This is a genomic window from Pseudomonas sp. Irchel s3b2 (genome assembly GCF_900187445.1).
GTDB lineage: Bacteria > Pseudomonadota > Gammaproteobacteria > Pseudomonadales > Pseudomonadaceae > Aquipseudomonas.
Window position 1 is genome coordinate 1 of sequence record NZ_FYEB01000011.1, and the last position, 21601, is coordinate 21601.

The window sequence follows — 21601 nt, forward strand, 5'->3', positions numbered from 1 at the left end:
CATTGGAACCACCTGATCCCATCCCGAACTCAGCAGTGAAACGATGCATCGCCGATGGTAGTGTGGGGTTTCCCCATGTGAGAGTAGGTCATCGTCAAGATTAAATTCCGAAACCCCTATCTGCGTATGCAGGTAGGGGTTTTGTTTTGTCCGCAGGAAAATCTCGCTTGCAGGGTTTCTATGCAACAGCCCGGGGCATGGCTATCATGCGGGCCTCATTGTGAGGCGAGACTTGCATGCTGACCTTGTTAAAGCTTCTTAAGGATGGTCGATTCCATTCAGGCCAGGCCCTGGGTGCTGCCTTGGGCGTCAGTCGTAGCGCTGTATGGAAGCAGCTTCAGCACTTGGAAGCCGAACTCGGTTTATCCATTCACAAAGTGCGCGGTCGCGGCTATCAACTGGCTGCGCCATTGACACTGCTTGATCCTGCGGAAATAAGCGCGCTGGCGTCTTCTTGTGAGTGGCCCATCCTAGTCTTCGATTCAATTGACTCCACCAACGCTGAAGCCTTGCGCTCTATCGAGCGTGGTCAGCCTGCGCCATTTCTGGTGCTAGCTGAGCGGCAAACGGCCGGTCGCGGACGGCGTGGACGCAAATGGGTGAGCCCGTTTGCAGAAAACCTCTATTACAGTCTGGTGCTGCGCATTGATGGTGGGATGCGGCAGTTGGAAGGCTTGAGTCTTGTCGTTGGGCTTGCCGTAATGCAGGCCTTGCGAGGGCTTGGTGTTTCAGGTGTGGGGTTGAAGTGGCCGAATGATCTTCTGGTGGGGCAGAAAAAGATCGCTGGAATACTGCTCGAATTAGTGGGAGATCCTGCTGATGTTTGTCACGTGGTAATCGGTGTCGGAATCAATGTAAACATGCAGATGACCGATGAGGTTGATCAGCAATGGACGTCCATGCGACTCGAGTCGGGTATGGCGGTTGATCGCAATCATCTGGTTGCGGAGTTAGGGGTAATGCTCCAGGCCTATTTAAATCGCCACCAGGCCGGCGGATTTCCTGCTATCCAGGCGGAGTGGGAGCAAAATCATCTATGGCAGGGGCGGGCGGTGTCTTTAATTGCCGGTGTTAGTCAGATAGATGGTGAGGTGTTGGGTATCGATAGTCAGGGTGCCTTGCGCTTGAAGGTGAATGGTGTGGAGAAGGTCTTTAGTGGTGGCGAGCTCAGCCTGAGGTTACGTGATGATTCTTGAGCTCGATTGTGGAAACAGTTTCATCAAGTGGCGTGTGCTCAGCAAGGATGTCCGGCGGGTGGTTGGCGAGGGGGTCGTTGATTCGGATCTCGCACTGCTGGAGAGTTTGAAGGGGCTCAAGGGGCTCGCTCTCATGCATTGTCGTTTAGTCAGTGTCAGAACTGCCGAAGAAACCAGTGCGCTGATTTCTCTGCTGGCCGAGGTTTTCGGCGTTTCCGTAGTGTGCGCGACGCCGACTCGCGAGATGTCCGGGGTTCGAAATGGCTATGAGGAGTTCGAGCGGCTAGGGCTTGATCGCTGGCTTGCAATGCTCGGAGGATTTCATCTGGCTTCGGGTGCTTGTCTGGTGTTCGATTTTGGTACGGCTGTTACGGCTGACTTTATTGCAGGGGATGGTGAGCATCTCGGAGGATTTATCTGTCCCGGGATGCCTTTGATGCGCAACCAGCTGCGTACCCATACCCGTAGAATTCGTTATGGAGATCTTGCTGCTGAGCGCGCTTTGGAGAGTCTCGTTCCTGGGCGTACAACCGTCGAGGCTGTCGAGCGAGGTTGTTTGCTAATGTTGAGAGGGTTTGTCCTGACTCAGCTAGAGTTGGCGCGTAGCTATTGGGGGGAAGATTTCGCAGTTTTCCTGACTGGAGGGGATGCTGATCTGGTCTCTGAGATTGTACCCCAGGCCAGGGTGGTTCCAGACCTGGTATTTGTAGGTTTGGCGATGGCCTGTCCCTTGTCCTGAGGTTTTTATGCGTTGGTTGTTCCTGTTGTTGTTTGTTCTCAATGTGTTCTATTACGTCTGGCACCAACAGGAGGCTCCGCTTCGAGCGAAAGATGTAACCCCCTTGAGTTTGTATCGCGGCTCGCAGCAGGATATTCGTTTGTTGAGCGAGGCAACTGATACGGCTCGAGACAAAGGAAAATCTACGCAGGCGGATAGCAGTTGTCTCTATCTGGGAGGTTCTGCTCGACAGGAAATCGCCCTGGTAATCGAACGTCGATTGAATGCCATGGATATCAAGTTTCAGTCCCTGCCGAAGGATCTCCCCGAATATGCTGGTTACTGGGTGCGCATAGCCCCGGAAAGCCGGCGTTTGCTGGGTGACTCGCAGTTGCAAAACCTTTCTAAAGAATTCAATGAGTTAAAACATAAAATAATGCCTTGCGAGGGGGTTGCACCCGTCGAATAGTTTGCATAGAATGGCGCCCGCTCCGCAGTGAAGACCTTTAACAGTCAACAGCGCGAAGCGAGGTCAATGCAGCTAAGCTCAGGTTTTTAATGAGAAAAATGCTTGACAGAAGGCTGGCATGATGTAGAATGCCGGCTCGCTTAGGAGGGGTTCCCGAGCGGCCAAAGGGATCAGACTGTAAATCTGACGTCTACGACTTCGAAGGTTCGAATCCTTCCCCCTCCACCATTTTTAGCGAGAGCTGCAAGCCTCGCGGGTATAGTTTAGTGGTAGAACCTCAGCCTTCCAAGCTGATGATGCGGGTTCGATTCCCGCTACCCGCTCCAAGTTTGCAGGTTTTGCAAAGTGTTACGCTCTTGTAGCTCAGTTGGTAGAGCACACCCTTGGTAAGGGTGAGGTCAGCGGTTCAAATCCGCTCAAGAGCTCCATATAACAAGGCAGATATGAAAATATCTGCCTTTGTTTTAATGGCTTGTGGTTGTTCTGTGCTGTTCGCGAGGGTGATTGATTGCTCTGGTGTCGGTGGGGCGGTCGAGGTCGTTGAGTAAGTTGTTGTAAAGTCTTTTTCGGATCGGCATAATGGTCGGCCTGATTTCGTTTTAGGTCAGTAGCTCAATTGGCAGAGCGACGGTCTCCAAAACCGTAGGTTGGGGGTTCGATTCCCTCCTGACCTGCCAGATTCACCACGTGTGTCTGGCTTTCTTTTCACAGGATCTTCATAGATGACTCCTAAAGCTGAAGCTCAAGGCTCTCGCTTCGATCTGCTCAAGTGGCTAGTAGTAGTCGCTTTGGTGGTTGTTGGCGTTGTTGGCAATCAGTATTACTCTGCTTCGCCGATCCTGTACCGCGTACTCGCTTTGCTCGTGATTGCTGCTGTAGCTGCCTTTGTAGGTCTGCAGACAGTCAAGGGCAAGTCTTTCTTTGTGCTTGTCAAAGAGGCACGCACCGAGATTCGTAAAGTCGTATGGCCAACTCGCCAGGAAACCACGCAGACCACGTTGATCGTTGTGGCTGTTGTTCTGGTTATGGCGTTGCTGTTGTGGGGGCTTGATTCCCTGCTCGGCTGGCTTGTTTCTTTGATCGTCGGCTAAGGGTGTCCCGTGGCTAAGCGTTGGTATGTTGTGCATGCTTACTCCGGTTACGAGAAGCATGTAATGCGCTCGCTCATTGAGCGCGTAAAGCTGGCTGGCATGGAAGATGGCTTCGGCGAGATTCTGGTCCCCACTGAAGAAGTGGTTGAAATGCGCAATGGCCAGAAGCGCAAAAGCGAGCGCAAATTCTTCCCAGGCTATGTGCTGGTGCAGATGGATATGAACGAGGGTACTTGGCACTTGGTCAAGGATACGCCTCGGGTGATGGGTTTCATTGGCGGTACCGCCGACAAACCAGCCCCAATCACCGATAAAGAAGCAGAAGCGATTCTGCGTCGCGTTGCTGATGGTAGCGATAAGCCGAAGCCGAAGACGTTGTTCGAGCCAGGCGAGTCGGTGCGTGTCAATGACGGACCGTTTGCTGATTTTACTGGCACGGTTGAAGAGGTTAACTACGAGAAGAGCCGGATCCAAGTGGCAGTGCTCATTTTCGGTCGCTCTACACCGGTAGAGCTAGAGTTCAGCCAGGTCGAAAAGGTCTAGCTGAGCAAGCATCCCAACCCCACAGCCTTAGGCTGTGGGGTTTTGTCGTCACTGGGATAAACGCGCAAGTAACCGGGGAGCCTTTCGAGGCGTTCGAACCCGTAATTGGAGTGCCTCATGGCCAAGAAGATTACCGCTTACATCAAGCTGCAAGTGAAGGCCGCTCAGGCTAACCCAAGCCCACCTGTTGGTCCTGCTCTGGGTCAGCACGGCGTGAATATCATGGAATTCTGCAAGGCTTTCAACGCCCGTACTCAGGGTCTTGAGCCAGGTCTGCCGACTCCAGTGATCATCACTGTCTACAGCGACCGTAGCTTCACTTTCGAAACCAAATCCACCCCTGCTTCGGTTCTGCTGAAGAAGGCGGCCGGTCTGACCAGCGGTTCCGCTCGTCCGAACACCGTTAAGGTTGGCACTGTGACTCGTGCTCAGCTGGAAGAAATCGCGAAAACCAAAAACGCGGATCTGACTGCAGCTGATATGGAAGCAGCCGTGCGTACCATCGCCGGTTCTGCTCGTAGCATGGGCCTTAACGTGGAGGGTGTGTAATGGCTAAGCTGACCAAGCGTCAAAAGGCTATCGCCGGCAAAATCGAAGCAGGCAAGGCCTACAATTTTGTAGATGCTGCTGCTCTGCTGGCTGAGCTGTCGACTGTCAAGTTCAGCGAGTCGTTCGACGTTGCTGTGAACCTGGGTGTTGACCCGCGTAAATCCGACCAGGTCGTTCGTAGCGCTACTGTGCTGCCACACGGCACTGGCAAGACCGTTCGCGTTGCTGTGTTTACCCAAGGTCCAGCTGCTGAGGCCGCTCTGGCTGCCGGCGCTGACCGTGTAGGTATGGACGACCTGGCTGCCGAAATGAAAGGCGGCGACCTGAACTATGACGTAGTTATCGCATCCCCGGATGCCATGCGCGTTGTTGGTCAATTGGGTCAGATCCTCGGTCCACGTGGTCTGATGCCTAACCCTAAAGTCGGCACTGTAACTCCAGACGTAGCTACCGCGGTTAAAAACGCCAAGGCTGGTCAGGTTCGTTATCGCACCGACAAAAACGGCATCATCCACACTTCCGTTGGCAAGATCGGCTTCGACGCCGTCAAGCTGAAGGAAAACGTTGAAGCCCTGATCGCTGATCTGAAGCGTATCAAGCCAGCTTCCTCGAAAGGCATCTACGTCAAGCGCGTTACCCTGAGCACCACTATGGGCCCAGGTTTGGTTATCGACCAAAGCTCGCTCGACGCGTAAGACACAAATTGGTGCAAGCGATTGCGCCAATTGAAAAATTGGGGTCCCTGCCTGGCGGGGGCTATCCAAGACCGTAGGCGACGCAAGTCTTAAACCACAAGCCTACGCAGATGGTGCTCCCGGTTCCTTACCGAATCAGACACCAAAACGACATCCGGCTCCGGCCAGATGAAACGGTAACAAGCAGGAGTTAAACCCGTGGCAATTAAACTCGAAGACAAGAAGGCCATCGTCGCTGAAGTCAACGAGGCTGCCAAAGTCGCTCTGTCCGCTGTCGTGGCTGATGCCCGTGGCGTAACAGTAGGCGCGATGACCGGACTCCGTAAAGAGGCTCGTGAAGCTGGCGTTTACGTACGTGTTGTGCGTAACACCCTGCTCAAGCGCGCTGTTGCTGACACTGAATTCAGTGTTCTCAACGACGTGTTCACCGGCCCTACCCTGATTGCCTTCTCCAAGGAACATCCAGGCGCTGCTGCCCGGATTTTCAAAGAGTTCGCAAAGGGTCAGGACAAGTTCGAGATCAAGGCAGCTGCGTTCGAGGGCAAGTACCTCGCAGCTAACCAAATCGACGTACTGGCAACTCTGCCGACCCGTGACGAAGCAATTTCTCAGCTGATGAGCGTGATTCAAGGCGCTACCAGCAAGTTGGCTCGTACTCTGGCGGCAATTCGCGACCAGAAAGAAGCTGCTGCAGCCTAAGGCTCGTCAACTTCTCGCGTTTTTTGTTTTTTTCGATGGTCGCGTAGGCCGTCCCCAATATCAGGAATTAGATTCATGTCTATCTCTCAGAACGATATCCTTGAAGCAGTTGGCAACATGTCCGTAATGGAAGTTGTTGAGCTGATCAAAGCTTTCGAAGAAAAATTCGGTGTTACCGCTGCTGCTGCATCGGCTGGTCCAGCTGCTGCTGCCGCCGTTGTTGAAGAGCAAACTGAATTCAACGTCATGCTGACCGAAGCTGGCGAGAAGAAAGTTAACGTGATCAAGGCAGTACGTGAACTGACCGGTCTGGGCCTGAAAGAAGCCAAGGCTGTAGTTGACGGCGCTCCTGCCATGGTTCTGGAAGCTGTTTCGAAAGACGCAGCTGACAAAGCCAAAGCAACTCTGGAAGAAGCAGGCGCTAAAGTCGAGCTGAAGTAAGCATCGACTTTGCACCTCCAGCCCGAGCGTTAAGCGAAAGGCTGATGGCTGGTGGCTCTTGCCACCGGCCTTTTTCCGTTATTGGCAACCGACTGGGTCGGTGCTGGTAACGAGCTGTAACCACCCGATGCGGTGGCGCAAACCATGGGGTTTGCACGATTTTCTGGCTGCTCCCGTCGGGAGGGGCCAAACAAGCAGGTGACCAAGCTGGGGAACGCTGATGGCTTACTCATATACTGAGAAAAAACGTATCCGCAAGGACTTTAGCAAGTTGCCGGACGTCATGGATGTGCCGTATCTCCTGGCAATCCAGCTGGATTCGTATCGTGAATTCTTGCAGGCGGGAGCGACTAAAGATCAGTTCCGCGACGTGGGCCTGCATGCGGCCTTCAAATCCGTTTTCCCGATCATCAGCTACTCCGGCAATGCTGCGCTGGAGTACGTCGGTTATCGCCTGGGCGAACCGGCATTTGATGTCAAAGAATGCGTATTGCGCGGTGTAACTTACGCCGTACCTTTGCGGGTAAAAGTGCGCCTGATCATTTTCGACAAAGAATCGTCGAACAAAGCGATCAAGGACATCAAAGAGCAAGAAGTCTACATGGGTGAAATCCCCCTGATGACTGAGAACGGTACCTTCGTAATCAACGGTACCGAGCGTGTAATCGTTTCCCAGCTGCACCGTTCCCCGGGCGTGTTCTTCGACCACGACCGTGGCAAGACGCACAGCTCCGGCAAACTCCTGTACTCCGCGCGCATCATTCCTTACCGCGGTTCGTGGCTGGACTTCGAGTTCGACCCGAAAGACTGCGTGTTCGTGCGTATCGACCGTCGTCGCAAGCTGCCTGCATCGGTACTGCTGCGCGCGTTGGGCTATACCACTGAAGAAGTGCTGGACGCCTTCTACACCACCAACGTCTTCCACGTGCAAGGTGAAAACCTCAGCCTGGAACTGGTGCCTCAGCGCCTGCGTGGTGAAATTGCTGTCCTGGATATCCTGGATGACAAAGGCAAGGTTATTGTCGAGCAAGGTCGTCGTATTACTGCTCGCCACATCAACCAGCTGGAAAAAGCAGGGATCAAAGAGCTGCAAGTGCCTCTGGACTACGTCCTGGGTCGCACTACCGCCAAGGTCATCGTGCATCCGGCAACCGGCGAAATCCTGGCAGAGTGCAACACCGAGCTGAACACCGAGATCCTGGCAAAAATCGCCAAGTCTCAGGTTGTTCGTATCGAAACTCTGTACACCAACGATATCGACTGCGGTCCGTTCGTCTCCGACACTCTGAAGATCGACTCTACCAGCAACCAATTGGAAGCGCTGGTCGAGATCTATCGCATGATGCGTCCTGGCGAGCCGCCAACCAAAGACGCAGCCGAGACTCTGTTCAACAACCTGTTCTTCAGCCCTGAGCGCTATGACCTGTCTGCGGTCGGCCGGATGAAGTTCAACCGTCGTATCGGTCGTACCGAGATCGAAGGTTCGGGCGTGTTGTGCAAGGAAGACATCGTCGCGGTACTGAAGACTCTGGTCGACATCCGTAACGGTAAAGGCATCGTCGATGACATCGACCACCTGGGTAACCGTCGTGTTCGCTGCGTAGGCGAAATGGCCGAGAACCAGTTCCGCGTTGGCCTGGTACGTGTTGAGCGTGCGGTCAAAGAGCGTCTGTCGATGGCTGAAAGCGAAGGCCTGATGCCGCAAGACCTGATCAACGCCAAGCCAGTGGCTGCGGCGGTGAAAGAGTTCTTCGGTTCCAGCCAGCTTTCCCAGTTCATGGACCAGAACAACCCGCTGTCCGAGATCACCCACAAGCGTCGTGTTTCTGCACTCGGCCCTGGCGGTTTGACTCGTGAGCGTGCTGGCTTTGAAGTTCGTGACGTACACCCGACTCACTACGGTCGTGTATGCCCGATTGAAACGCCGGAAGGTCCGAACATCGGTCTGATCAACTCCTTGGCTGCCTATGCGCGCACCAACCAGTACGGCTTCCTCGAGAGCCCGTACCGTGTGGTGAAAGACGCTCTGGTCACCGACGAGATCGTGTTCCTGTCCGCCATCGAAGAAGCTGATCACGTGATCGCTCAGGCTTCGGCCACGATGAACGACAAGAAAGTCCTGATCGACGAGCTGGTAGCTGTTCGTCACTTGAACGAGTTCACCGTCAAGGCGCCGGAAGACGTCACCTTGATGGACGTATCGCCGAAGCAGGTAGTTTCGGTTGCAGCGTCGCTGATCCCGTTCCTCGAGCACGACGACGCCAACCGTGCGTTGATGGGTTCGAACATGCAGCGTCAAGCTGTACCAACCCTGCGCGCTGACAAGCCGCTGGTAGGTACTGGCATGGAGCGTAACGTAGCCCGTGACTCCGGCGTTTGCGTCGTGGCTCGTCGTGGTGGCGTGATCGACTCCGTCGACGCCAGCCGTATTGTGGTTCGTGTTGCTGATGATGAAGTTGAAACCGGCGAAGCTGGTGTCGACATCTACAACCTGACCAAGTACACCCGCTCCAACCAGAACACCTGCATCAACCAGCGTCCGCTGGTGAGCAAGGGTGATCGGGTTCAGCGCAGCGACATCATGGCCGACGGTCCGTCCACCGATATGGGTGAGCTGGCTCTGGGTCAGAACATGCGCATCGCGTTCATGGCATGGAACGGCTTCAACTTCGAAGACTCCATCTGCCTGTCCGAGCGTGTTGTTCAGGAAGACCGTTTCACCACGATCCACATTCAGGAACTGACCTGTGTGGCACGTGACACCAAGCTTGGGCCAGAGGAAATCACTGCAGACATCCCGAACGTGGGTGAAGCTGCACTGAACAAGCTGGACGAAGCCGGTATCGTTTACGTAGGTGCTGAAGTTGGCGCAGGCGACATTCTGGTCGGTAAGGTCACTCCGAAAGGCGAGACTCAACTGACTCCAGAAGAGAAGCTGTTGCGTGCGATCTTCGGTGAAAAAGCCAGCGACGTTAAAGACACCTCCCTGCGTGTGCCTACCGGCACCAAGGGTACCGTCATCGACGTACAGGTCTTCACCCGCGACGGCGTTGAGCGTGATGCTCGTGCACTGTCGATCGAGAAGACTCAACTCGACGAGATCCGCAAGGATCTGAACGAAGAGTTCCGTATCGTTGAAGGCGCCACTTTCGAACGTCTGCGTTCCGCTCTGGTCGGCCACAAAGCCGAAGGCGGCGCCGGTCTGAAGAAAGGTCAGGACATCACCGACGAAATTCTCGACGGTCTTGAGCATGGTCAGTGGTTCAAACTGCGCATGGCTGAAGATGCTCTGAACGAGCAGCTCGAGAAGGCTCAGGCCTACATCGTTGATCGCCGCCGTCTGCTGGACGACAAGTTCGAAGACAAGAAGCGCAAACTGCAGCAAGGCGATGACCTGGCTCCAGGCGTGCTGAAAATCGTCAAGGTTTACCTGGCAATCCGTCGTCGCATCCAGCCGGGCGACAAGATGGCCGGTCGTCACGGTAACAAAGGTGTGGTCTCCGTGATCATGCCGGTTGAAGACATGCCGCACGATGCCAATGGCACCCCGGTCGACGTCGTCCTCAACCCGTTGGGCGTACCTTCGCGTATGAACGTTGGTCAGATCCTTGAAACCCACCTGGGCCTCGCGGCCAAAGGTCTGGGCGAGAAGATCAACCGGATGGTAGAAGAGCAGCGTAAAGTTGCTGAACTTCGCACCTTCCTGGACGAGATCTACAACCAGATCGGCGGTCGTAACGAAGATCTGGATAGCTTCTCCGACCAGGAAATCCTGGATCTGGCGAAGAACCTGCGTGGCGGCGTACCAATGGCCACTCCAGTGTTCGACGGCGCCAAGGAAAGCGAAATCAAGGCCATGCTGAAACTGGCAGACCTGCCAGAAAGCGGCCAGATGCAGCTGACTGACGGCCGTACCGGCAACAAGTTTGAGCGCCCGGTTACTGTTGGCTACATGTACATGCTGAAGCTGAACCACTTGGTAGACGACAAGATGCACGCTCGTTCTACCGGTTCGTACAGCCTGGTTACCCAGCAGCCGCTGGGTGGTAAGGCGCAGTTCGGTGGTCAGCGTTTCGGGGAGATGGAGGTCTGGGCACTGGAAGCATACGGTGCCGCTTACACTCTGCAAGAAATGCTCACAGTGAAGTCGGACGATGTGAACGGTCGGACCAAGATGTACAAAAACATCGTGGACGGCGATCACCGTATGGAGCCGGGCATGCCCGAGTCCTTCAACGTGTTGATCAAAGAAATTCGTTCCCTCGGCATCGATATCGATCTGGAAACCGAATAACACGTGACGCGAATCGAGAGCGGGGCAGGATTGCCCGCTCTCTGCTCCGCCAGGAGGAAAGGCCTTGAAAGACCTACTGAATTTGCTGAAAAACCAGGGTCAAGTCGAAGAGTTCGACGCCATCCGTATTGGATTGGCATCGCCTGAGATGATCCGTTCGTGGTCGTTCGGTGAAGTTAAAAAGCCGGAAACCATCAACTACCGTACGTTCAAACCTGAGCGTGACGGCCTGTTCTGCGCCAAGATCTTTGGCCCGGTAAAGGATTACGAGTGCCTGTGCGGTAAGTACAAGCGCTTGAAGCACCGTGGTGTGATCTGCGAGAAGTGCGGCGTTGAAGTCGCGCTGGCAAAAGTTCGTCGTGAGCGCATGGCGCACATCGAACTGGCCTCGCCAGTTGCCCACATCTGGTTCCTGAAATCGCTGCCGTCCCGTATCGGCTTGCTGATGGACATGACCCTGCGTGATATCGAACGCGTTCTCTACTTCGAGAGCTATGTCGTTATCGATCCAGGCATGACCACCCTTGAAAAGGGTCAGCTGCTCAACGACGAGCAGTACTTCGAAGCGCTGGAAGAGTTCGGCGACGATTTCGATGCCCGCATGGGTGCCGAAGCTGTCCGTGAACTGCTGCACGCTATCGACCTGGAACACGAGATTGGCCGCCTGCGTGAAGAAATTCCGCAAACCAACTCCGAAACCAAGATCAAGAAGCTGTCCAAGCGTCTGAAGTTGATGGAAGCCTTCCAGGGTTCCGGCAACCTGCCAGAGTGGATGGTGCTGACCGTTCTGCCGGTTCTGCCGCCAGATCTGCGTCCACTGGTCCCGCTGGATGGCGGTCGCTTCGCGACTTCCGACCTCAACGATCTGTATCGTCGAGTGATCAACCGTAACAACCGCTTGAAGCGTCTGCTCGATCTGTCCGCTCCGGACATCATCGTGCGCAACGAAAAGCGTATGTTGCAGGAAGCTGTCGACGCACTGCTCGACAACGGTCGTCGTGGTCGCGCTATCACCGGTTCCAACAAGCGTCCTCTGAAATCCCTGGCTGACATGATCAAGGGTAAGCAGGGTCGTTTCCGTCAGAACTTGCTCGGTAAGCGTGTTGACTACTCCGGTCGTTCGGTAATTACCGTTGGCCCGACTCTGCGTCTGCACCAGTGCGGTCTGCCGAAGAAGATGGCTCTCGAGCTGTTCAAGCCGTTCATTTTCGGCAAGCTGGAAATGCGTGGTCTTGCTACCACCATCAAAGCTGCCAAGAAGATGGTCGAGCGCGAGCTGCCAGAGGTTTGGGATGTTCTCGCTGAAGTGATTCGCGAACACCCGGTTCTCCTCAACCGTGCACCGACCCTTCACCGTCTGGGTATCCAGGCGTTTGAACCGGTACTGATCGAAGGCAAGGCTATCCAGCTGCACCCTCTGGTCTGTGCTGCGTACAACGCCGACTTCGACGGCGACCAAATGGCCGTACACGTACCGCTGACACTGGAAGCCCAGTTGGAAGCGCGTGCGTTGATGATGTCGACCAACAACATTCTGTCGCCAGCCAACGGTGAGCCAATCATCGTTCCGTCGCAGGACGTTGTATTGGGTCTGTACTACATGACGCGTGAAGCGATCAACGCCAAGGGCGAAGGTCGTGTGTTCGCGGATCTGCAGGAAGTTGACCGTGTGTTCCGTGCCGGCGAAGCCGCGCTGCACGCCAAGGTCAAAGTGCGGATCAACGAAACCGTCAACGATCGTGATGGTGGCAGCGTCAAGAACACCCGTATTGTCGACACCACTGTCGGCCGTGCGCTGTTGTTCCAGGTTGTTCCACCTGGCCTGTCGTACGACGTCGTCAACCAGCCGATGAAGAAAAAGGCGATCTCCAAGCTGATCAACCAGTGCTATCGCGTGGTTGGTTTGAAAGAGACCGTGATCTTCGCTGACCAGTTGATGTACACCGGTTTTGCCTATTCGACCATCTCCGGCGTTTCCATCGGTGTTAACGACTTCGTTATCCCGGATGAAAAAGCCCGCATCATCGGTGCGGCCACCGACGAAGTGAAAGAGATCGAAAGCCAGTACGCCTCCGGCCTGGTAACCCAGGGCGAGAAGTACAACAAAGTGATCGACCTTTGGTCCAAGGCGAACGACGAAGTTTCCAAGGCGATGATGGCCAACCTCTCGAAAGAGAAAGTCATCGACCGTCATGGTGTCGAAGTCGACCAAGAGTCTTTCAACTCGATGTACATGATGGCCGACTCGGGCGCACGGGGTTCTGCTGCGCAGATCCGTCAGCTCGCCGGTATGCGTGGCCTGATGGCCAAGCCGGACGGTTCCATCATCGAAACGCCAATTACTGCGAACTTCCGTGAAGGTTTGAGCGTACTTCAGTACTTCATCTCCACTCACGGTGCTCGTAAAGGTTTGGCGGATACCGCGTTGAAAACTGCGAACTCCGGTTACCTGACTCGTCGTCTGGTAGACGTTGCGCAGGATCTGGTTGTGACCGAGATCGATTGCGGCACCGAACATGGCCTGGTAATGACTCCGCACATTGAAGGCGGTGATGTTGTTGAGCCGTTGGGTGAGCGCGTATTGGGTCGTGTCATTGCTCGTGACGTATTCAAGCCAGGTACTGAGGAAGTTATTGTTCCTGCCGGCACTCTGGTAGACGAGAAGTGGGTCGAGTTCATCGAGCTGAACAGCATCGACGAAGTGATCGTGCGTTCGCCGATCAGCTGCGAAACCCGCTACGGCATTTGCGCCAAGTGCTACGGCCGTGATCTGGCTCGTGGTCACCAGGTGAACATCGGTGAAGCGGTCGGCGTTATCGCTGCCCAGTCCATCGGTGAGCCGGGTACCCAGCTGACCATGCGTACGTTCCACATCGGTGGTGCGGCAAGCCGGACCTCCGCGGCCGACAGCGTTCAGGTGAAGAATGGCGGTACCGTCCGTCTGCATAACCTGAAGCACGTTGAGCGAGTGGATGGCTGCCTGGTTGCTGTGTCCCGTTCCGGTGAGCTGGCAATCGCTGATGACTTCGGTCGTGAGCGCGAGCGTTACAAGCTGCCGTACGGTGCTGTGATTTCGGTTAAAGAAGGTGACAAGGTCGACGCTGGCGCAATCGTGGCCAAGTGGGATCCGCACACTCACCCAATCGTTACCGAAATGAAAGGTACCGTGACCTACGTGGGCATGGAAGAAGGCATCACGATCAAGCGTCAGACTGACGAATTGACCGGTATGACCAACATTGAAGTACTCGACGCCAAAGACCGTCCAGCTGCCGGTAAAGATATCCGTCCTGCTGTGAAGATGGTTGATGACAACGGCAAGGATCTCTTGCTGCCGGGTACCGACGTAATCGCTCAGTACTTCTTGCCTGCCAACGCCTTGGTCGGTGTGGCGGACGGTGCGAAAATCGCGATCGGTGATGTTATCGCTCGTATTCCGCAAGAGACTTCGAAGACCCGTGACATCACCGGTGGTCTGCCTCGTGTTGCCGACTTGTTCGAAGCCCGTCGTCCGAAAGAAGCTTCGATTTTGGCTGAAGTCAGCGGCACCATCGCGTTCGGTAAAGAGACCAAAGGCAAGCGCCGTCTGGTTATCACCCCGAACGACGGTAGCGATCCGTACGAAGAGCTGATTCCGAAGTGGCGTCACCTGAACGTCTTCGAAGGCGAACAGGTAAACCGCGGCGAAGTTATCTCCGACGGCCCGAGCGATCCACACGACATCCTGCGTCTGCTGGGTGTGAGTGCGCTGGCCAAGTACATCGTGAACGAGATCCAGGACGTTTACCGTCTGCAAGGCGTGAAGATCAACGATAAGCACATCGAGACCATTCTGCGTCAGATGCTGCGTAAAGTTGAAATCGCTGAATCCGGCGATTCCAGTTTCATCAAGGGTGACCAGATGGAATTGACTCACGTTCTGGTAGAGAACGAGCGTCTGGCTGGCGACGAGAAATTCGTTTCCAAGTTCACTCGCGTACTGCTGGGTATCACCAAGGCGTCGTTGTCCACCGAATCGTTCATCTCGGCGGCTTCCTTCCAGGAAACCACTCGCGTACTGACCGAGGCGGCGGTAACCGGCAAGCGCGATTACCTGCGCGGCCTGAAAGAAAACGTAGTCGTGGGTCGTTTGATCCCGGCAGGTACCGGTCTGGCTTATCACAGCGAGCGCAAGCGCCGCCGTGATGCTGACAAACCGTTGCGCGTAAGCGCCAGTGAAGTGGAAGCTGCACTGACCGAAGCGCTGAACTCGAGCGGTAACTGAGTTCTGCGATAAATGAGCGTAGGGCCCTGGCCATTCCGTTCATCGAATCGAGACAATTTGTCGAGGTTGGATGAGCGGGGAGGTCGGGGCCTTGCCTTGACTGGGGGCAAGATCCTCTTTAGACTCTTGTACCCCTAAATTTGGCGGGAATTCGTTCCTGCCATTTTGCTTTTCTTGCAAGACAATAGCGTCGCAAGACAACAGTGGAGCTAGTAGATGGCAACTATCAACCAGCTGGTACGTCAGCCGCGTAAGCGTATCGTCGAGAAATCCGACGTGCCTGCGCTGCAGAACTGCCCGCAACGTCGTGGCGTATGCACCCGTGTGTATACCACCACGCCGAAAAAACCTAACTCGGCACTGCGTAAAGTATGCCGTGTGCGTCTGACCAACGGTTTCGAGGTTTCCTCGTACATCGGCGGTGAAGGCCACAACCTGCAAGAGCACAGCGTGGTACTGATCCGCGGCGGTCGTGTAAAAGACTTGCCAGGTGTTCGTTACCACACCGTACGCGGTTCTTTGGATACTTCCGGCGTTAAAGGTCGTAACCAGGGTCGTTCGAAGTACGGTACCAAGCGTCCGAAGTAATAGCCGCTTGCTGCAAAAAACTGATTTCTATTTTTCTGAGTCGATAAGAGTAAGGTCGGAGGCGTCCCGTGAAGGGCACCGATTCCGAGCGAACCTGAAGACCGTTTGAGGGCTTATCCATGCCAAGAAGACGCGTAGCAGCCAAGCGCGAAGTGCTTGACGATCCAAAATACGGCAGCCAGATCCTGGCCAAGTTCATGAACCACGTAATGGAAAGCGGCAAGAAAGCCGTTGCCGAGCGTATCGTTTATGGCGCGCTGGAAAAGGTTAAAGAACGCAAGAACAGCGATCCCCTGGAAATCTTCGAGAAAGCTCTCGACGCCATCGCTCCGCTGGTCGAAGTAAAGTCGCGCCGTGTAGGCGGTGCTACTTACCAGGTTCCGGTCGAAGTTCGTCCGTCCCGTCGTAACGCTCTGGCAATGCGCTGGTTGGTAGACTTCGCTCGCAAGCGCGGCGAGAAGTCTATGGCTCTGCGTTTGGCTGGCGAACTGTTGGACGCCGCCGAAGGTAAAGGTGCTGCAGTTAAGAAGCGTGAAGACGTGCACCGTATGGCTGAAGCCAACAAGGCTTTCTCGCACTACCGCTTCTAATTTTAGCGTCACTAATTTTGCGAGGGCTTTATGGCTCGTACTACACCGATTAACCGCTACCGTAACATTGGTATCGTTGCTCACGTGGATGCTGGTAAAACCACCACCACCGAGCGCGTCCTTTTTTACACTGGCAAAAGCCACAAGATGGGCGAGGTGCATGACGGCGCCGCGACCACAGACTGGATGGTGCAGGAACAGGAGCGTGGTATTACCATTACTTCTGCTGCTATTACCGCCTTCTGGCAAGGTTCTGCGAAGCAGCACAAGGACCAATACCGCTTCAACGTCATCGATACCCCGGGTCACGTAGACTTCACTATTGAAGTTGAACGTTCCCTGCGTGTACTCGACGGCGCTGTCGTTGTGTTCTGTGGTACTTCGGGCGTTGAGCCGCAGTCCGAAACCGTATGGCGTCAAGCCAACAAGTACGGTGTTCCACGTATCGTTTACGTGAACAAGATGGACCGTGCCGGTGCGAACTTTCTGCGCGTGATTGCTCAGATCAAGCAGCGCCTGGGTCACACCCCGGTGCCTATCCAGTTGGCTATCGGTTCCGAAGACAACTTCCAGGGTCAGATCGATCTGATGACCATGGAAGCGGTTTACTGGAACGATGCCGACAAGGGTATGACTCCGCGTCGCGAAGCTATCCCTGCCGAACTGCAGGAGCTGGCTGAAGAGTGGCGCAGCAACATGGTTGAGGCTGCGGCCGAAGCCAGCGAAGAGCTGATGAACAAGTACCTTGAAGGTGAAGAGCTCACCATCGAGGAAATCAAGGCCGCTCTGCGTCAGCGTACTATTGCTGGTGAGATCGTTCTGGCTGTTTGCGGTTCTTCCTTCAAGAACAAGGGCGTTCCCCTGGTTCTCGACGCCGTTATCGACTACCTGCCTGCACCAACTGACATTCCTGCCATCAAGGGTACTGACCCGGATGACGAGGAAAAGCAGATGGAGCGTCATGCAGACGACAACGAGCCGTTCTCGGCTCTGGCGTTCAAGATCGCTACCGACCCATTCGTGGGTACCTTGACCTTCGTCCGCGTTTACTCGGGCGTGTTGGCCTCCGGCGACGGCGTGATCAACTCGGTCAAAGGCAAGAAAGAGCGCGTGGGTCGTATGGTGCAAATGCACGCAAACGCCCGTGAAGAGATCAAGGAAGTGCGCGCTGGCGACATCGCGGCCTTGATCGGCATGAAGGACGTCACCACTGGTGAGACTTTGTGCAACGCTGACAAGCCAATCATCCTGGTTCGCATGGACTTCCCGGAGCCGGTTATTTCGGTTGCCGTTGAGCCAAAGACCAAGGATGACCAGGAAAAAATGGGTATCGCTCTGGGCAAGCTTGCTCAGGAAGACCCGTCTTTCCGCGTCAAAACTGATGAAGAGACTGGTCAAACGATCATCTCCGGCATGGGCGAGCTGCACCTGGACATCCTGGTTGACCGGATGCGCCGTGAGTTCAACGTCGAAGCCAACATCGGCAAGCCTCAGGTTTCCTATCGTGAGCGCATCACGAAGAACTGTGAAATCGAAGGCAAGTTCGTTCGTCAGTCCGGCGGTCGTGGCCAGTTCGGTCACTGCTGGATCCGTTTTGCTCCTGCTGACGAAGGTCAGGAAGGTCTGCAATTCGTGAACGAAGTAGTGGGTGGTGTGGTTCCTAAGGAATACATCCCGGCTATCCAGAAGGGTATCGAAGAGCAGATGAAGAACGGTGTTGTTGCCGGCTATCCGCTGATCGGCCTGAAGGCTACCGTGTTTGATGGTTCCTACCACGACGTCGACTCGAACGAGATGGCGTTTAAGGTGGCTGCTTCCATGGCGACCAAGCAACTGGCCCAGAAGGGCGGTGGTGAGCTGCTTGAGCCGATCATGGCGGTAGAGGTTGTTACGCCTGAAGACTATATGGGTGACGTGATGGGCGACCTTAACCGTCGTCGCGGCATGATTCTGGGTATGGAAGATACGGTCTCCGGTAAGGTGATTCGTGCTGAAGTTCCGTTGGGCGAGATGTTCGGTTATGCGACCGACGTTCGTTCGATGTCCCAGGGTCGCGCAAGCTACTCTATGGAATTCAAAAAATACAATACAGCTCCGTCGCACATCGTCGAAACTGTTACCAAAAAACAAGGCTGATTCAGCCCCTTTAGGCTAGGAGTTAATTGTCGTGGCTAAAGAAAAATTTGATCGTTCCCTTCCGCACGTCAACGTTGGCACCATCGGTCACGTTGACCACGGTAAAACCACTCTGACTGCTGCTCTGACTCGCGTCTGCTCCGAAGTTTTCGGTTCGGCTCGTGTTGACTTCGACAAGATCGACAGCGCACCAGAAGAGAAAGCTCGCGGTATCACCATCAACACCGCGCACGTTGAGTACAACTCGAAGATTCGTCACTACGCTCACGTTGACTGCCCAGGTCACGCTGACTACGTGAAGAACATGATCACCGGTGCTGCTCAGATGGACGGCGCGATCCTGGTTTGCTCGGCCGCTGATGGTCCGATGCCGCAAACCCGTGAGCACATCCTGCTGTCCCGTCAGGTAGGCGTTCCGTACATCGTGGTTTTCCTGAACAAGGCTGACCTGGTAGACGACGCTGAGCTGCTGGAACTGGTTGAGATGGAAGTTCGCGACCTGCTGTCCACCTACGACTTCCCGGGCGATGACACTCCAATCATCATCGGTTCGGCTCGTATGGCTCTGGAAGGTCTGGACGACAACGAGATGGGCACCACTGCCGTCAAGAAGCTGGTTGAAACTCTGGACAGCTACATCCCGGAGCCAGAGCGTGCTATCGACAAGCCGTTCCTGATGCCAATCGAAGACGTGTTCTCGATCTCCGGTCGCGGTACTGTTGTGACTGGTCGTATCGAGCGCGGTATCGTTCGCGTTCAGGATCCACTGGAAATCGTTGGTCTGCGTGACACCACTGTCACCACCTGCACCGGTGTTGAGATGTTCCGCAAGCTGCTCGACGAAGGTCGTGCTGGCGAGAACTGCGGCGTTCTGCTGCGTGGCACCAAGCGTGACGACGTTGAGCGTGGTCAGGTTCTGGTTAAGCCGGGTTCGGTTAAGCCTCACACCAAGTTCACTGCAGAAGTTTACGTTCTGAGCAAGGAAGAAGGCGGTCGTCACACTCCGTTCTTCAAAGGCTACCGTCCACAGTTCTACTTCCGTACTACTGACGTGACTGGTAACTGCGAGCTGCCAGAAGGCGTTGAAATGGTAATGCCAGGTGACAACATTCAGATGACTGTTACCCTGATCAAAACCATCGCGATGGAAGATGGTCTGCGTTTCGCTATCCGTGAAGGCGGTCGTACCGTCGGCGCTGGCGTCGTAGCCAAAATCATCGAGTAATCTCTTTGTTGAGATAGCTTTGATGCTTTGAAAAAGCCCCCGCTCAGCGGGGGCTTTTTTATTGGGTTGACACCTATCTGGGGCGTCTATAGAATTGCGCCTCCTTTTAACGGGCGTATTGCGCTCGGTGGGAATAGCAGCCGGAGTCTGAAATCCAATGCAAAATCAGCAAATCCGTATCAGGTTGAAGGCTTTTGACCATCGCCTGATCGACCAATCCACCCAGGAAATCGTGGAAACCGCGAAACGTACTGGTGCTCAAGTGCGTGGTCCAATTCCACTGCCTACCCGTAAAGAGCGGTTCACCGTTCTGGTCTCCCCGCACGTCAACAAAGACGCGCGTGACCAGTACGAAATCCGTACTCATAAGCGCGTTCTGGACATCGTCCAGCCAACGGATAAAACCGTTGATGCTCTTATGAAGCTTGATCTTGCGGCCGGTGTGGAAGTGCAGATCAGCCTCGGCTAAGACTCGGTCTTAGTCGTGTAACGCTCTGAAATGGGCGGCCATAGCGGGTGAAAGCCCCGTACACTCATGAGGTTTACAACATGACTATTGGTGTAGTCGGTCGTAAATGCGGTATGACCCGTATTTTCACCGAAGAAGGTGTCTCCATTCCGGTCACGGTCATTGAGATCGAGCCGAATCGCGTCACCCAGTTCAAAACTGAAGAGACCGATGGCTATCGTGCAGTGCAAGTCACTGTCGGCGAGCGTCGTGCTTCGCGTGTAACAGCAGCTCAGGCTGGCCACTTCGCTAAAGCGAACGTTGCCGCTGGTCGTACCGTAATGGAATTCCGCCTTGAAGAAGGCGAGTACCAGGCCGGCGATCTGATCAACGCTGAAATCTTCGCCGCTGGTCAACTGGTTGATGTAACCGGTCAGTCCAAAGGTAAAGGCTTCCAGGGTACGATCAAGCGTTGGAATTTCCGCGGGCAAGATAACACCCACGGTAACTCCGTATCCCACCGCGTTCCAGGCTCTATCGGCCAGTGCCAGACTCCTGGTCGTGTATTCAAGGGCAAAAAAATGTCCGGTCATATGGGCGCTGAGCGCGTGACCGTGCAGTCCCTCGAAGTAGTGCGCGTGGACGCTGAACGCAATCTGTTGTTGGTCAAGGGCGCTGTTCCTGGCGCTACTGGCGGCAACTTGGTTGTACGTCCAGCAGCCAAGGCTCGCGGTTAAGGGGAAGCTGACATGCAATTAAATGTAAATGACGCTCAAGCGATCGAAGTTTCCGAACTGACATTTGGCGGCGAATTCAACGAGACGCTGGTTCACCAAGCAGTCGTGGCCTACATGGCCGGCGGCCGTCAAGGTAGCAAGCAGCAAAAGACCCGTTCCGACGTTCGTGGTGGCGGTAAGCGTCCATGGCGTCAGAAAGGTACTGGCCGTGCTCGTGCTGGTACTATCCGTAGCCCAATCTGGCGTGGCGGCGGTACCACTTTCGCAGCTCGTCCTCAGGATCACTCCCAGAAGCTGAACAAGAAGATGTATCGCGCAGCAATGCGTTCCATCCTTGCTGAGCTGGTGCGTACTGATCGTCTGGTTGTGGTTCAGGATTTCGCCGTTGAAACGCCGAAAACCAAAGACCTGCTGGGCAAGCTGAACAACATGAGCCTGACCGACGTTCTGATCGTGTCGGACGCTGTTGATCAGAACCTGTACCTGGCTGCTCGTAACCTGCCACACGTAGATGTACGTGACGTGCAAGGTTCCGATCCAGTTAGTCTGATCGCATACGACAAGGTGTTGATCACTGTGTCGGCCGTGAAGAAATTCGAGGAGCTGCTGGGATGAACCAGGAACGCGTATTTAAAGTTCTGCTTGGCCCGCACGTTTCCGAGAAGGCTACGGTTCTGGCAGACAAGAAAGGCCAGTTCGTTTTCAAGGTTGCTACTGATGCAACCAAGCTGGAAATCAAGAAGGCCGTCGAAAGCCTGTTCAGCGTGAAAGTAGAGCGTGTTACTACCCTGAATGTTCTGGGTAAGAGCAAGCGCACTGCTCGCGGTCTGGGCAAGCGTAATGACTGGAAGAAGGCAGTTATCTCCCTTCAGCCAGGCCAAGATCTCGATTTCAGCAGCAGTGCTGAGTAAGGAAGGG

Annotated in this window: 19 protein-coding genes, 4 tRNA genes and 1 rRNA gene; all 24 read left to right on the plus strand. The window is 54.9% G+C overall.

What is annotated here, in order from left to right; genetic code table 11:
* A 5S ribosomal RNA gene (rrf, locus tag CKW20_RS20540) occupies positions 1-100 on the plus strand; the annotation flags it as partial.
* A gap of 136 nt (positions 101-236) precedes the next feature.
* Positions 237-1196, plus strand: coding sequence for a bifunctional biotin--[acetyl-CoA-carboxylase] ligase/biotin operon repressor BirA (birA, locus tag CKW20_RS20545; RefSeq protein ID WP_095054547.1), 960 nt, complete (start codon positions 237-239; stop codon positions 1194-1196).
* Positions 1186-1935, plus strand: a complete 750-nt coding sequence (locus tag CKW20_RS20550; RefSeq protein ID WP_095054548.1) for a pantothenate kinase — start codon at positions 1186-1188, stop codon at positions 1933-1935. Before birA ends, CKW20_RS20550 begins: the two co-directional genes overlap by 11 nt.
* A gap of 7 nt (positions 1936-1942) precedes the next feature.
* Entirely contained in the window at positions 1943-2383 is a 441-nt protein-coding gene (locus CKW20_RS20555) for a hypothetical protein (protein ID WP_095054549.1), read from the plus strand.
* A gap of 143 nt (positions 2384-2526) precedes the next feature.
* A tRNA-Tyr gene (locus CKW20_RS20560) sits at positions 2527-2611 on the plus strand.
* Between the two features lie 24 nt (positions 2612-2635).
* Positions 2636-2709, plus strand: a tRNA-Gly gene (locus tag CKW20_RS20565).
* 26 nt (positions 2710-2735) lie between these two features.
* A tRNA-Thr gene (locus CKW20_RS20570) sits at positions 2736-2811 on the plus strand.
* 173 nt (positions 2812-2984) lie between these two features.
* Positions 2985-3060 (plus strand) — tRNA-Trp (locus CKW20_RS20575).
* A gap of 45 nt (positions 3061-3105) precedes the next feature.
* Complete coding sequence (gene secE, locus CKW20_RS20580; RefSeq protein WP_007896620.1) at positions 3106-3474, plus strand: preprotein translocase subunit SecE; 369 nt, start codon at positions 3106-3108, stop codon at positions 3472-3474.
* Positions 3475-3483: 9 nt separating this feature from the next.
* Positions 3484-4017 (plus strand): transcription termination/antitermination protein NusG, encoded by a 534-nt coding sequence (gene nusG, locus CKW20_RS20585; protein WP_007933727.1) that lies wholly within the window; start codon positions 3484-3486, stop codon positions 4015-4017.
* Between the two features lie 117 nt (positions 4018-4134).
* Positions 4135-4566 (plus strand): 50S ribosomal protein L11, encoded by a 432-nt coding sequence (gene rplK, locus CKW20_RS20590; RefSeq protein WP_007933726.1) that lies wholly within the window; start codon positions 4135-4137, stop codon positions 4564-4566.
* Positions 4566-5261 (plus strand): 50S ribosomal protein L1, encoded by a 696-nt coding sequence (gene rplA, locus CKW20_RS20595; protein WP_003186095.1) that lies wholly within the window; start codon positions 4566-4568, stop codon positions 5259-5261. Before rplK ends, rplA begins: the two co-directional genes overlap by 1 nt.
* Positions 5262-5459: 198 nt before the next feature.
* Complete coding sequence (rplJ, locus tag CKW20_RS20600; RefSeq protein WP_095054550.1) at positions 5460-5960, plus strand: 50S ribosomal protein L10; 501 nt, start codon at positions 5460-5462, stop codon at positions 5958-5960.
* 75 nt (positions 5961-6035) lie between these two features.
* A complete protein-coding gene (gene rplL, locus CKW20_RS20605; RefSeq protein ID WP_095054551.1) occupies positions 6036-6401 on the plus strand; it encodes a 50S ribosomal protein L7/L12 in 366 nt (121 codons plus the stop codon).
* Between the two features lie 220 nt (positions 6402-6621).
* Positions 6622-10695, plus strand: a complete 4074-nt coding sequence (gene rpoB, locus CKW20_RS20610) for a DNA-directed RNA polymerase subunit beta (protein ID WP_095054552.1) — start codon at positions 6622-6624, stop codon at positions 10693-10695.
* 64 nt (positions 10696-10759) lie between these two features.
* Entirely contained in the window at positions 10760-14959 is a 4200-nt protein-coding gene (rpoC, locus tag CKW20_RS20615; RefSeq protein WP_017341073.1) for a DNA-directed RNA polymerase subunit beta', read from the plus strand.
* A 216-nt stretch (positions 14960-15175) separates the two neighbouring features.
* Positions 15176-15547 carry a 30S ribosomal protein S12 gene (rpsL, locus tag CKW20_RS20620; RefSeq protein ID WP_003186084.1) on the plus strand — a complete coding sequence of 124 codons (372 nt, stop codon included), beginning with the start codon at positions 15176-15178 and terminating at the stop codon, positions 15545-15547.
* A gap of 119 nt (positions 15548-15666) precedes the next feature.
* Positions 15667-16137 carry a 30S ribosomal protein S7 gene (gene rpsG, locus CKW20_RS20625; protein WP_002555493.1) on the plus strand — a complete coding sequence of 157 codons (471 nt, stop codon included), beginning with the start codon at positions 15667-15669 and terminating at the stop codon, positions 16135-16137.
* A gap of 30 nt (positions 16138-16167) precedes the next feature.
* The gene (gene fusA, locus CKW20_RS20630; RefSeq protein ID WP_030131211.1) at positions 16168-18273 is read left to right on the plus strand and encodes an elongation factor G; all 2106 of its coding nucleotides are present in this window, start codon (positions 16168-16170) and stop codon (positions 18271-18273) included.
* Positions 18274-18304: 31 nt separating this feature from the next.
* Positions 18305-19498 (plus strand): elongation factor Tu, encoded by a 1194-nt coding sequence (tuf, locus tag CKW20_RS20635; protein ID WP_054594277.1) that lies wholly within the window; start codon positions 18305-18307, stop codon positions 19496-19498.
* A 157-nt stretch (positions 19499-19655) separates the two neighbouring features.
* Positions 19656-19967 (plus strand): 30S ribosomal protein S10, encoded by a 312-nt coding sequence (gene rpsJ / locus CKW20_RS20640; protein WP_003186070.1) that lies wholly within the window; start codon positions 19656-19658, stop codon positions 19965-19967.
* Between the two features lie 80 nt (positions 19968-20047).
* Positions 20048-20683 (plus strand): 50S ribosomal protein L3, encoded by a 636-nt coding sequence (gene rplC / locus CKW20_RS20645; RefSeq protein WP_003186059.1) that lies wholly within the window; start codon positions 20048-20050, stop codon positions 20681-20683.
* Between the two features lie 12 nt (positions 20684-20695).
* On the plus strand, positions 20696-21298 hold the full coding sequence (gene rplD / locus CKW20_RS20650; RefSeq protein ID WP_003228735.1) for a 50S ribosomal protein L4: 603 nt from the start codon (positions 20696-20698) through the stop codon (positions 21296-21298).
* Positions 21295-21594: a 50S ribosomal protein L23 gene (gene rplW, locus CKW20_RS20655; protein WP_002555488.1), complete on the plus strand. Its 300-nt coding sequence runs from the start codon at positions 21295-21297 to the stop codon at positions 21592-21594. Before rplD ends, rplW begins: the two co-directional genes overlap by 4 nt.
* The last annotated feature ends 7 nt before the right edge of the window (positions 21595-21601 follow it).

What these genes read in the sequence shown, in the direction of transcription:
- birA (WP_095054547.1), top strand. Translation starts at nt 237, where the DNA reads ATGCTGACCTTGTTAAAGCTTCTTAAGGATGGTCGATTCCATTCAGGC.
- CKW20_RS20550 (WP_095054548.1), top strand. Translation starts at nt 1,186, where the DNA reads ATGATTCTTGAGCTCGATTGTGGAAACAGTTTCATCAAGTGGCGTGTG.
- CKW20_RS20555 (WP_095054549.1), top strand. Translation starts at nt 1,943, where the DNA reads ATGCGTTGGTTGTTCCTGTTGTTGTTTGTTCTCAATGTGTTCTATTAC.
- secE (WP_007896620.1), top strand. Translation starts at nt 3,106, where the DNA reads ATGACTCCTAAAGCTGAAGCTCAAGGCTCTCGCTTCGATCTGCTCAAG.
- rplK (WP_007933726.1), top strand. Translation starts at nt 4,135, where the DNA reads ATGGCCAAGAAGATTACCGCTTACATCAAGCTGCAAGTGAAGGCCGCT.
- rplA (WP_003186095.1), top strand. Translation starts at nt 4,566, where the DNA reads ATGGCTAAGCTGACCAAGCGTCAAAAGGCTATCGCCGGCAAAATCGAA.
- rplL (WP_095054551.1), top strand. Translation starts at nt 6,036, where the DNA reads ATGTCTATCTCTCAGAACGATATCCTTGAAGCAGTTGGCAACATGTCC.
- rpoB (WP_095054552.1), top strand. Translation starts at nt 6,622, where the DNA reads ATGGCTTACTCATATACTGAGAAAAAACGTATCCGCAAGGACTTTAGC.
- rpsL (WP_003186084.1), top strand. Translation starts at nt 15,176, where the DNA reads ATGGCAACTATCAACCAGCTGGTACGTCAGCCGCGTAAGCGTATCGTC.
- rpsG (WP_002555493.1), top strand. Translation starts at nt 15,667, where the DNA reads ATGCCAAGAAGACGCGTAGCAGCCAAGCGCGAAGTGCTTGACGATCCA.
- fusA (WP_030131211.1), top strand. Translation starts at nt 16,168, where the DNA reads ATGGCTCGTACTACACCGATTAACCGCTACCGTAACATTGGTATCGTT.
- rpsJ (WP_003186070.1), top strand. Translation starts at nt 19,656, where the DNA reads ATGCAAAATCAGCAAATCCGTATCAGGTTGAAGGCTTTTGACCATCGC.
- rplC (WP_003186059.1), top strand. Translation starts at nt 20,048, where the DNA reads ATGACTATTGGTGTAGTCGGTCGTAAATGCGGTATGACCCGTATTTTC.
- rplD (WP_003228735.1), top strand. Translation starts at nt 20,696, where the DNA reads ATGCAATTAAATGTAAATGACGCTCAAGCGATCGAAGTTTCCGAACTG.
- rplW (WP_002555488.1), top strand. Translation starts at nt 21,295, where the DNA reads ATGAACCAGGAACGCGTATTTAAAGTTCTGCTTGGCCCGCACGTTTCC.